A 12,053-nucleotide genomic window follows, 5' to 3' on the forward strand; every position below is an offset into this window, starting at 1 on the left:
AGCAGCCCTCCTTCTTGGCGGAACACCGACTGACCGACCGGAGGATGTGGAAATTTCACCGTTTGATGGCTCGATCTTTATTGCACATACGAATAATGATAAGCACGGAAACTTACATGGACACATTACACGTTTTATCGAAAAAAAAGGTGACCATGGAGCAACTGAGTTTGAATATGAAATTTTTGCAGCTGGCGGACGTCAAAGCGGATTCAGCGCACCAGACAACTTAACTTTTGACAGCAACGCGAATTTATGGACCGTAACGGATATTTCATCGAGTGTCTTAAATCAAGGTGCATGGACAAGCTTTGGCAATAACGGAATGTTTGTCATTCCTACCGTTGGTCGAGATAAAGGGATTGCCTGGCAGTTTGCAGCCGCTCCAATGGAGGCTGAATTAACCGGACCTTGTTTCACTCCGAATGAAAAGACACTATTCTTGTCTGTTCAGCACCCTGGTGAAGAAACGGAAGATATCAACAATCCTACAAGTACATGGCCGCATCGTAAAGGTGAAAAGATGCCTCGTCCGGCAGTCGTGGCTATTACAGGATTTAAATTTTAAGGAGGAAACACAATGTTGCAAAATATTGGAATACCTGGATTGGTTTTGATTTTGGTCATCGCTCTCATCATATTTGGTCCATCTAAGTTGCCTGAAATTGGACGTGCTTTCGGTAGCACATTGAGAGAATTTAAAAACTCTACTAAGGATTTAATTTCATCAGACGAGAAAGAAGAAAAGACGCAATCTAAGTAATTTTTAAGAAGATGTAAGCAATAAGCTTACATCTTCCTCTTGCATTTAAGAAAGGAGGGGCTGTATGACTAATCAAGAAATGCTTATGGTTGAGCACCTTGAGGAACTCAGGAAACGGATCATCTATACTTTGATTGCTTTTCTGGTTTTTTTAATTGGATCATTCATTTTTGTGAACGACATTTACACATGGCTTATTCGTGATCTCGGCCATAAGTTAGCTGTATTGGGGCCAAGTGAAATCCTCTGGGTATATTTTATGATTTCTGGCGTGATTGCGATTGCTCTTACGATTCCAATTGCCGCCTATCAAACATGGCTATTTGTAAAACCGGCACTTTCTGAGAATGAACGAAAAACGACACTAGCGTACATTCCTGGACTGTTTATCCTTTTTATTGCCGGTTTATCATTCGGATATTTTGTCGTGTATCCAACCGTTCTGGGTTTTTTACTATCTTTGTCTGAAGGTCAATTTGAAACGATGTTTACGTCTGAAAAATATTTTAAATTTATGATTAACTTGACACTGCCGTTTGGATTTTTATTCGAAATTCCGCTGGTTGTCATGTTCCTCACCTCTCTTGGTGTCATTAATCCCATGATTCTTTCAAAAGCGCGAAAGATAGCTTACTTTTTGCTTGTCGTTGTAGCCATTTTAATTACACCACCAGATTTCATGTCAGATATATTAGTTACCGTGCCTCTTTTAGTTTTATACGAGTTTAGTGTGACATTGTCAAAAATCGTCTACCGGAAAAAACTCAAACAGCAATCGGATAACGTCATTGAAATGAGGAAAACGTCTTAAATAAAAACGAACTTCTGTTTATAAGGAGTTCGTTTTTTATTATGTAAATTGGGGTAACCATTCTATGCTCACCAAGCTAAGTGAGGAATTCCTATGCGAGAAATATAGGACATGTTATCCGTTGAGTGATTATATATCAATAAAATTTTTCTGGATATTCATTCACCTGTTCGTAAAAGTATACTTTTACGAAATTTTTTTGATTGTTACTTCTTTAAAATAGGCTGTGTTAAACCATGCATGTGATTTTTCTTCTTCAACTATAGGGGCAGATTAGATGAAGAAGCCGACCATTAAAGGTCGGCTTTTTTCATACTATTTTTAACAACAGGCGCCATATCCGTAACCGCCGCCGTAACCGCCGCCGTAACCGCCGCCGTAACCGCCGCCGTAACCGCCGCCGTAACCGCCGCCGTATCCACCAACAAAGCTAGCTCCAACAATGATTAAGAGTATAAACAAAACGACTATAAAGGCGAAACCTCCACCAAATCCAAAACCGTCGTCACACCTTGATTCACAACCTGACATATTGACATCTCCTTATTTGTTTTTAAGGAGGAAATTAATTAAATGGGTAATATCACCTTATGCTCTAATCAGGAAAATGACACAAGTTCATTGAAGTCTTTTTTCAAAATGGTTTCTTTTTATTGAATGTAAAATGAAGGCACGCACGATATTTCTGACAAAACTCTATGTCAAAGCTACACAAAGCGTTCCAAAAATCCTTAACCATAGAACTTCCTTTATCAGTTTTACCAAAATTATAGGTCTACATAAAGTTCGATAATTTTTAATAAAGGTTGATAAAAAATTCTATTTTGATCATGCAACTTCTTTTTTTCAGGATCCACTTTAGCATTTCTACTTGAATAAAAAATGACCCACCTTGGTCCGCATTAGTTAAGAGGCGTGGTGGGTTCTTTTATCGTAATAATAATTCCTTTTATACTATTCAAGAAAACACTACTGTAAATGAAATAATAAAAATCGATATTACTAAAAAAATAGATTCATTACTTATTTTTTAGAATAATCTTCATGATAAGCGGGAAGTGTTACTGTAATAGTTGTTCCCTTATTCGAAACACTATTTATATTAAGAGTACCATTCATCGTTTGGATTGTCTTAACAGCTAACATTGATCCTAACCCTGTACCTTTTTCTTTGCAACTGTAATAAGGTTCACCAAAACGGTTTATTTGTTCTTTGTTCATTCCTATTCCATTGTCACTTATTTCGATAATTATGTCGAAATTATTTTCATAGGAAATAATACTAAGTTCCCCGCCGTTTGGCATAGCCTCTATACCATTTTTAATCAGGTTTATGAAGCATTGCTTGAAATGTTGAATATTCCCACGCGTAATGCCTGGAGTTAACTGTTCAGATATATTAACTAAATTCATGTTAGCTAATGGTTTTATCATTTCAATTACATATCCTATTTCACGGTTTATTAAAATAGTATCCACTTTTTCGATTGCAGGTTTTGCAAATGCTAAGTATTCACTAATAATTGATTCTGCACTATTAAGTTCTCTAACAACATGTTCTATATATTGTTCTTTTACTTCTTGAGAGAGATCAGAAGCCTTTAGCAGTTGAACAAACCCTTTCACAACTGTTAAAGGATTTCTAATTTCATGTGAAATACTAGCTGCAAGTTGACTAACTATCTCCATCTTTTCAAGTCTCACCATTTGTGTTCGGATTAAAATTGCATCTTTTAAAATTTCCATGATATATACAGCCAAAACGATGATAAAAGGAGGGAGGATGATAAAGTAAAATACATACGCCTCCGTTATTCGAAAATAATCAGACATAACGAGTGAAATAAAGCTGGTTAGTATTCCTAGAAACAAAATTAATAGTATGGAGCTATTTAGCTTATTTTTTCTATTAAAAGTATTAAATTTTGAAGAAAATAAGGCCGTTATAATAAATATAACGATATAAACAATTACCGTAAGTAAATTGAAACCATAAAAAGCAAATCTAAAAGTTAATAGTATGACTAACAGAGCAGCCCCTACAGGCCAACCACCATAAAGTGTCCCTATAATAAAAGGGATTTGCCGGAGATCATGGACACAATATTCATCTATATAAATAGGAAGCTTCATACATAATATAATAGGAATGCTCATGCATGCAGTGATAAGGGTCTTGCTATACTGACTTAACCTTTTGCCATGATCTAATAAAATGGAATAAATCAAAATACTTACTAAGATATAAAAGAGATTATCTAATATGTTTTGATTAATATAAATAAAATTCATTGGATTCTCCTGAAAAATTAACAACTAGGTCTATTATACAGGAATAACATTAAAAAGGAGGATTTTAATATGGTAATTGTTAATTGACTAGAACGACGTTTAAATATAAATAAAGACTTGTTTAGAAACGCCATCCAGTTACTTCATTAAAGGGCGCTTTAATGGAATAAGGAAAACAGAAATGATCAAACTATAAAGAATGATTTATTCTGATTGTACTACTAGGGTTAATGGCATTATTATTACTATTAATTTAAATTCGAAAAGGTAAGTAAGTTTATTTTCATCTTCAACTAAAAGCAGGGCGTTGATTCGGTAGAATTAACGTCTTTTATTTTTGTTTTATTAATGGCACTTGGATTTAATTATTCCATTACAGTAGATACTATCTTTTATACTTATGTTTTAATGTTTTACGAATTTTATGTAGTCAAATAATGAAAAAAAGTATATAATCACATTAATATTTGTACCTATAAATATTATATATAATGATAAATTTAATAGGTTGGTATAAAAACGGAGGGTTTGTAATGAAGTTTCCACATGATTTTTTATTTGGAGCAGCTTCTGCTTCTTATCAAATAGAAGGAGCATGGAATGAAGATGGTAAAGGTGTAACGAATTGGGATGTCTTTTCAAAGATTCTAGGGAAAACGTATGGGGGTACTAACGGTGATGTAGCCATAGACCATTATCATCGATACAAAGAAGATATAAAATTAATGGCAGAGATGGGACTTGAATCGTACCGTTTTTCCATTTCATGGGCACGTATTTTGCCAACAGGAGACGGAGAAGTCAATGAAAAAGGCTTGGAATTTTATAATAATGTTATTAATGAATGTTTAAAATATGGTATTGTTCCATTTGTTACGCTGTATCATTGGGATTTGCCTCTGACGCTTGAAGAAGATGGAGGATGGACGAATAAGAGAACAGCTGAGGCCTTCGTCAAGTATGCAGGAATTTGTTTTCGGGCATTTGGAGACCGCGTCAAACATTGGATTACGTTTAATGAAACGGTTATGTTCTGCGGATTAGGCTATTTAAAAGGAGCTCACCCGCCTGGTATCCAAAACGATGAGTATAAATACTTTCAAGCGACACATTACGTGTTTTATGCACATGCAAAAGCTGTAGAAGTCTATAAAGAACTAAAATCTTACGGCGAGGTTGGTATTACCCATGTTTTCTTACCAGCTTACAGCGTAGATGATAAACATGAGAATGTATTAGCTGCTAGACATGCTAATGAATATGAAACTTTTTGGTATTATGACCCAATTTTAAAAGGTGAATATCCGTCTTATGTGGTTGAGCAATTAAAGGAGAAAGGCTGGACGCCAAGTTGGACAGAAGAAGAATTAGATACGTTAAAAAGAAATGCTGGAAAAAATGATTTTATTGGACTTAATTATTATCAGCCCATTCGAGTAGAAAAAAATCACGAGGCTGATTCATCCATGGAACATTCAAGAGAAACTTCTACTCTAGCTCCAGGCAACCCGTCTTTCGATGGCTTTTATCGGACCGTAAAAATGGAAGATAAAACATATACAAAATGGGGGTGGGAAATCTCACCTCAAGGGTTTTTAGACGGGCTGCATATGTTAAAAGAGCGTTATGGTGATATTAAAATGTATGTAACAGAAAACGGACTTGGTGATGAGGATCCGATTATTGAAGGCGAAATAGTAGATGTTCCTCGTATTAAATATATTGAGGAACATTTAAAAGTGATAAAGCGTGCAATCAAAGAAGGCATTCATTTAAAAGGGTATTACGCATGGTCTGTCATTGATCTATTAAGTTGGTTAAATGGGTATAAAAAGCAATACGGATTTATTTACGTGGATCATCATGATCATTTAAACCGAAAGAAAAAGCTGTCGTTTCATTGGTATAAGCATATTATTGAGACGAGAGGAGAAGAGCTGTAAGTAATAAGACAACCTCTTGATTTTAATCAAGAGGTTTTGTGTATAATAGAAGCAGTAAATGATTGAGGACGATTAATAGGGAGATAATATGGCTGTAAAATATAAAGAAATTGCTGATCGATTAGAATGTGAAATACAGGAAGGTAAGTTTGATAAAACAAAAAAGTTGCCGACAGAAGAAGAACTGATAAAAAAATTTGAAGTGAGCCGAAATACGATTCGAAAAGCAATTAATCAGCTGGTCAATCGTGGCTATATCTATCAGGTGCAAGGCAGCGGCATGTTTTTACGGGAAGAATCTGTAACAGATTATATTAATTTAGGCAGTCTCAGAGGATTAACAAAAGATTTGACTTCAAAAACAATTGAGACGAAAATTCTGGCTTTACATGTGCTAGAAGCTGATGAAGTAAACGCAAAACAAATGCGATGTGAAGTGGGAACAAAACTTTATTATATTAAGCGGCTACGAATTGTAGATAAAGAACCTTTTTCAATTGAAATAAGTTACTTTAAAAAAGATATTGTGCCATATTTAAATGAAGATATTGCAGCGAGTTCTATTTACAGTTATCTTATAGAGGACTTAAAATTAAACATTGGTTTTGCTGACAAAGTAATTAACTGCGAAAAAATCGATGAAGCAAGTGCGATAGAGCTGCATGTTAATCCGCTAGATCCAGCATTGATTATTGAAAATACAGTATGCTTATCTAACGGAACCATCTTTGAATTATCTAAATCAGTTTTCCATTATCAAAAAGCAAAAATCTTAAATCGAATCAATTTTAAATAAAATAAGATTGAACCGGTAAAGACTTCTGTTTCTAATTGGAATTGAACAGTGTAGCTTTTATCCTTCCTAAATGTGTTAGTGATTTAAGTAAATTATCCAAGTGATTTTTTGTTATTGATGTTGCTGATAATATATCTAATTAAAAAATATTATTAATCTAAGAGGCGATACTTTGACAAAGTATCGTCTCCTTTATATACGATTGCACAATGATTTGGAATTATTTAACCCGGCCCAATTACGTAATAATGATTTCTGGACAGACTTCCCTAAAAGGAGGAAGTTCGTCCATTTTGAACAATGAACATATTTAACAGGTGCCTTAGCTGAAAATCGGAGCTGTCTTTAAGGTAGTTTTTTTTATTCAACTATTGAGGGAGGTTAGTTAATCAAAAGGAAAGTTATTAGACAAAATTTTTTGAAAATTATTGATGGTCATATTAGTAGGTATTATACTAATTACTAATCGCTAAACGGAATTGGGCAAAATTATCTAGGCAAAACAATTGGAGAAAAGAGCTACTGTAGATTTCGCATGGTATTACATAAAATAAGGTCCGTCAGTAATGTAAGGTAAATCGCTGCGATAGAAGTAATAGCATTCCGTAAATTATCTTTTTTTTACCTCTTGAAAAATAATTGAAATAACAATTTAATTAGGAAGAAAAAAAGTTCTTCGGAAAGGAAGACAGAATGATGTCTGAAGCATTAAAAAGTAGAAAAAATCAACCAGATTGGATACAAACATATATTGATTCTCCAGAAAAACAACAACAGTTATATCGACGTACGTTGCTGATTGTTGTCATATCACAAATATTCGGGGGGGCAGGTCTTGCAGCTGGTGTAACCGTCGGAGCACTTCTTGCGCAAGACATGCTGGGTACAGAGAGTATGGTAGGGGTTCCGACTGGATTGTTCACATTAGGTTCTGCAGGAGCAGCGCTGATTGTAGGGCAACTCTCCCAACGTTTTGGACGCCGTTCTGGACTCGCGACCGGTTTCTTGGCTGGTGGTATTGGCGCGGTCGGGGTAGTAATTTCAGCATTAATTAACAGCATTCCACTTTTATTTGTTTCACTGCTAATCTATGGTGCTGGATCGGCTACAAACTTACAAGCACGCTATGCCGGTACAGATTTGGCAAGTTCTAAACAGCGGGCAACAGCTATCAGTATTGCTATGGTATCAACCACATTAGGTGCTGTTGCAGGCCCAAATTTGGTAAATATAATGGGCGAATTGGCTTGGTCAATCGGTGTTCCTTCTTTGGCTGGTCCATTTATTCTTGCGGCTGTAGCTTACATCCTTGCTGGTTTGGTGTTATTAGCTTTACTTCGTCCAGACCCTTTCATTGTTGCAAAAGCAATGGCAGATGTTCAAAAAACACACAATGCCGTACTTTCAAACAAAGATTCAAATGCACCAACGATAAACAAGCGAGGAATTGTTGCCGGAGCTACAGTAATGACCTTAACTAATTTTTTAATGATTGCAATTATGACAATGACACCTATACATATGGGACATCATGGACATGATTTGAAAGAGGTAGGGGTAGTAATTGGTTTTCACATAGCAGCGATGTTTCTGCCTTCTTTAGTAACTGGATTCTTAGTAGATAAAATTGGACGAACTGCAGTGGTTATCGCTTCTGGTGCCACTCTGCTTGCTGCTTGTATACTTGCTTCCAGTGGACCAGCTGATTCCATGCTGGTGCTCAACACCTCACTTGTTTTACTTGGGCTTGGCTGGAACTTCGGTTTGATTAGTGGTACAGCGCTGATAGTTGATTCAACTCACCCTTCCACTCGCGCAAAGACGCAAGGATCTGTCGATGTTTTGATCGCTTTGTCAGGAGCAGCGGGCGGTGCACTATCTGGCATGGTTGTAGCTCATTACAGCTATGCAACACTCTCATTCGCCGGAGCTATCCTTTCACTACTGCTTATTCCAGTTGTCATTTGGTCCCTTAGAGGTAAAGAATGATGGACTTTTAAAGTTAAGAAGTATGGAAAATGCACAAAATTATTCATTCAATTGAATATGTGATTTGACCAATCTTTTTTCAAAACGTGCTCTTTCTATTTGTATATTTATCAAGGTTATTTGATATTTGCGGAAAAAAAGATTGATAACTTATATTGAAGTTTGATAAAAACAGCTTGTTAGATTTTGGAAACCTAACAAGCTGTTTTTATTTAGAATATATAAATGTAGAATGAAGTGCTAAAGAATATTTTTATATACCTAAAGGGCCGTAGAAACTCATTTAGGAAAGCAGGTAGCGTATGGATTTCTTTCATTTTATTATTTTGCTTTGCGATTACATTGCATAATATAGAAGAGGCTCTTTGGCTGCTAAAATGGTCACAGCAGGTGAATTTCATTTTGCTGTGCTAAAAAATAATTGAAGCTTAGGGGGCACGAGGAACTTTTGATCAATCTTTATTTCAAAGCTACACATCCCGAGGAGACCCCCAATTATTAATTATTTTTTTTGATTTTCATTACTGGATATGTCATATTCGTTTAAAAATTCAATAATTCCATTCACCAATCCAGATGATAATGGTAGTTCAGGATTTCTATAGGTTGCTAGATTTCCCTCTCGATCTACAGGCGCTTCTTTCAATACATGATTCATCTTCTCGAGTATAAGTAATTCAGAATCTCCTTTTTCCTTATGTAACGCTTCTGCATTACTGGACGCAACCTGAATATCTCTATTACCGTTTACAATTAGAACAGGGATATTTAGCTCTTTTACTAATTCTCTCGGATTATATTGAATCCAAGAAATCATATAAGGTTGAACAGAAGGACGGAATATTCTTTGCAAGTCTGCACTTACAGTCTCAACTTGTTTACCTTGTTTTAGTTTTGTTAATATATCTTTAGACTCTGTTAATAACGTCGGTGACAGCTGCTCTTCAAGCTGTTTAAGAAGTACTTGGTCAATTGGTTCGCCTGCTCCAGCTAATGAAATGAATGTGTCTGTCTCTGTTTTCTTTGCAGCTGCCATTCCAATTAATGAACCCTCACTATGGCCGATGATGCCAACTTTAGAAAAGCGGCTATCCTTTTTAGCAAATTGAACCCATGCAGTTGCATCATCAATATATTGTTCGAATCTGAGATCCTCTTCTTTTCCTGCCAAATTCATATTTTCCCCAATTCCGCGCTTATCATACCTAATGCTTGCGATACCTTTTTCTGCAAGACTTTCTGCTAACAATTTCAAACTATTATTTTTCCCAGGAAGTGCAATGGAGTTCCCATCTTTATCAGTCGGACCAGAACCCGCAATTATAATCATCACAGGAAAAGGACCTTCATCTTTAGGTGTTTCTAAAAGTCCATACATGGTTCCTTTCTTCAAGTCGGCCTGCACAACTTCACCTGATCTTTTTTCCTCAACTTTTTCCTCAGATTTCTTGAGCAATTCAAAAGGAAACTCTTGCCCTTGCTGAACAAATGTTCCTGAAATCTTCTCCTGATCTACTTTCCCATCAAACGTTATTTGCTGATTTTGAATTTTCATATCAAAAAACAAGTCTGATTTATTTAACTTTACACTTGTTAAGGGGAATTTGTTCAATCCTTGTACAGGAATACTTATCGTTCCATCTTTCTTCGTGAAATGAACAATAATCGGGAGCGGCTGATTTGGAATCATTATTTCTCCTTCCCACGTACCTTCAATAGCTTTCAACGAGCCAACCTCCTTCGAATTTTTTTCCACCTTTTCTTTCTCCTTAGTACTGCACCCTAGCAATAATACTAAAGCACTTACGATGATACACATAATCGAAAACAGTCTTTTCATAAGAGCCCCTTTCCAGCCTATAGATAATAGTCACAGAAGTTATTTTTTTAGAAAGTTAGTGTGCCAGTCCTTTATAACTCGAATAAAGCCTAATACAGTGCGATCAAATTTTTTGTTTGATTCAGTCACTCATTCCTTAACAAGTCAGATTAGTCTTCTTCTAGTTGCTAATACAACTACATTTTAACATTTAATTTCAATAATTTTCCTTATTATAAAAGTTTTTCTTCCGCTTAACTGTAACTTTTTAGTTGTGGTAGCAAATAATGAACTAACTGGTGCTTTACTTCAATAAGGGAGTTGGTTTGGTAACGGGGCAGATTATTTGAAGAAGAACTATATAAATAAAAGGACTTTTTTAGAAGTTAAAGTATATAATTTGTTTATTTAATGATGATATAGATATAATGGAAGAATTATCAAATATTCCGAAAGTGAGTTGATTTTGTATGGATACTCAAGTAACTACGAAATTTAAAATACTCAAACCAGTTAATGAGGTATATGAAGCCATAGTAGACCCTGAAAAAATGTCTAATTATTGGTTTTCATCGGGAACTGGAAGAGTGGAACAAGGCAAGACGATTACTTGGAGATATGATGAATACAATGGTGAAGTGGTTATCAATGTATTGGAAGTCGAGGAAGATAAAAAAATTGTTTTCTCGTGGGGAGGATATGGTCAAGAAACGGTTGTTACAATTACACTAAAAGAGTTGGATAATACGAGGACAATTATTGAAGTAAACGAATTAGGCTTTAAAGAAGATGACCCCGAGATAATAAACAAAATGATAGGACAAAAAGAGGGTTGGGTATATATGTTAACTTGTTTAAAGGGTTATTTGGAAAATGGCATTAATAATTTGAGGGCATCTTTAATCCATTAGTAAAATAATTCTCGTTGAACTAACAGGTGCGATTCTAAAAAAATATAGAAGGTGATCCCATATCATGAATGTACAAGTAAAGCTTAAAGATATTATTGAAGAAATGGAAATGCAGTTTGAAGAGTCTCAATCATTTCTAAATATTAATACGGGTGAAATTTTTTTTGTAACTTCTAATGATTTGAGAGCTGCTGAAGATGATGAACCATTCAATCATTTACCTGATTGGCAACAAGAAAATTTAAGGGTTGCTAATGATGTTGTTGAAAACTTTGAGAATTACATAGAGTTACCAACTAAATATGATGTCAATGAATATGAAATGATGGAAGACTTCTGCCTAACTGTTAGTGATCTACGAAAGCGAAATTCTTTATTATTAGAAATTAAGGGAAAGGGCGCCTTTAGAAAATTTAAGGACAAAATAATAGATTTTGAAATCGAAGATCAATGGTATTCATATCGTGACGAGCGTTTTAAACAAATTGCTAAAAAATGGTGTCAAGATAATAACGTCAACTATATTGAATAGATAAGACAAAGTGCTTTCTATAAGCGTGAATGAGACTAACTAGCAAGAATCATTTTAAGAATAAAAATCATCAAACCATTGTATTCATCATATCTCCAAGTAATCGTCTTGCCTTGTTCCACTCTTCCAGTTCCCGATGAAAACCAATAATTAGACATTTTTTCAGGGTCTACTATGGCTTCATATACCTCATTAAC

General features: G+C 35.1%; 10 protein-coding genes and 1 pseudogene. 8 read left to right on the forward strand and 3 right to left on the reverse strand.

Features of this window, described 5'->3' with window-relative positions; all coding sequences use genetic code 11:
• From AC1DUW_RS13690 to tatC, 3 genes are all read left to right on the forward strand, one after another.
• Positions 1-568, forward strand: a 568-nt coding sequence (locus tag AC1DUW_RS13690) for a PhoX family protein (protein ID WP_477642749.1), incomplete at its 5' end; no start/stop codon positions are given.
• Between the two features lie 12 nt (positions 569-580).
• The gene (locus tag AC1DUW_RS13695; protein ID WP_053344654.1) at positions 581-763 is read left to right on the forward strand and encodes a twin-arginine translocase TatA/TatE family subunit; all 183 of its coding nucleotides are present in this window, start codon (positions 581-583) and stop codon (positions 761-763) included.
• Between the two features lie 64 nt (positions 764-827).
• Complete coding sequence (gene tatC, locus AC1DUW_RS13700) at positions 828-1,574, forward strand: twin-arginine translocase subunit TatC (protein WP_053344655.1); 747 nt, start codon at positions 828-830, stop codon at positions 1,572-1,574.
• Positions 1,575-1,988: 414 nt separating this feature from the next.
• Here tatC and AC1DUW_RS13705 read toward each other — a convergent pair.
• Positions 1,989-2,105: pseudogene (locus AC1DUW_RS13705) on the reverse strand (YjcZ family sporulation protein); the annotation flags it as partial.
• Between the two features lie 492 nt (positions 2,106-2,597).
• On the reverse strand, positions 2,598-3,866 hold the full coding sequence (locus tag AC1DUW_RS13710; RefSeq protein ID WP_053344656.1) for an ATP-binding protein: 1,269 nt from the start codon (positions 3,864-3,866) through the stop codon (positions 2,598-2,600).
• A 533-nt stretch (positions 3,867-4,399) separates the two neighbouring features.
• On the opposite strand from AC1DUW_RS13710, the gene AC1DUW_RS13715 reads away from it, so the two are divergent.
• From AC1DUW_RS13715 to AC1DUW_RS13725, 3 genes are all read left to right on the forward strand, one after another.
• Positions 4,400-5,809 carry a glycoside hydrolase family 1 protein gene (locus tag AC1DUW_RS13715; protein ID WP_053344657.1) on the forward strand — a complete coding sequence of 470 codons (1,410 nt, stop codon included), beginning with the start codon at positions 4,400-4,402 and terminating at the stop codon, positions 5,807-5,809.
• Positions 5,810-5,897: 88 nt separating this feature from the next.
• The gene (locus AC1DUW_RS13720; protein ID WP_053344658.1) at positions 5,898-6,605 is read left to right on the forward strand and encodes a GntR family transcriptional regulator; all 708 of its coding nucleotides are present in this window, start codon (positions 5,898-5,900) and stop codon (positions 6,603-6,605) included.
• A 696-nt stretch (positions 6,606-7,301) separates the two neighbouring features.
• The gene (locus tag AC1DUW_RS13725; protein WP_477642750.1) at positions 7,302-8,594 is read left to right on the forward strand and encodes an MFS transporter; all 1,293 of its coding nucleotides are present in this window, start codon (positions 7,302-7,304) and stop codon (positions 8,592-8,594) included.
• 502 nt (positions 8,595-9,096) lie between these two features.
• Here the strand turns inward: AC1DUW_RS13725 and AC1DUW_RS13730 are convergent.
• Entirely contained in the window at positions 9,097-10,320 is a 1,224-nt protein-coding gene (locus AC1DUW_RS13730) for an alpha/beta hydrolase family protein (RefSeq protein ID WP_236694861.1), read from the reverse strand.
• Between the two features lie 563 nt (positions 10,321-10,883).
• Here AC1DUW_RS13730 and AC1DUW_RS13735 point away from each other — a divergent pair.
• Together AC1DUW_RS13735 and AC1DUW_RS13740 are read left to right on the forward strand one after the other, a co-directional pair.
• Positions 10,884-11,324, forward strand: coding sequence for an SRPBCC family protein (locus AC1DUW_RS13735; RefSeq protein WP_053344661.1), 441 nt, complete (start codon positions 10,884-10,886; stop codon positions 11,322-11,324).
• Between the two features lie 64 nt (positions 11,325-11,388).
• Positions 11,389-11,856: a UPF0158 family protein gene (locus AC1DUW_RS13740; RefSeq protein WP_053344662.1), complete on the forward strand. Its 468-nt coding sequence runs from the start codon at positions 11,389-11,391 to the stop codon at positions 11,854-11,856.
• Positions 11,857-12,053 lie beyond the last annotated feature (197 nt).

It is taken from the genome of Peribacillus sp. P4_C12, from assembly GCF_056402095.1.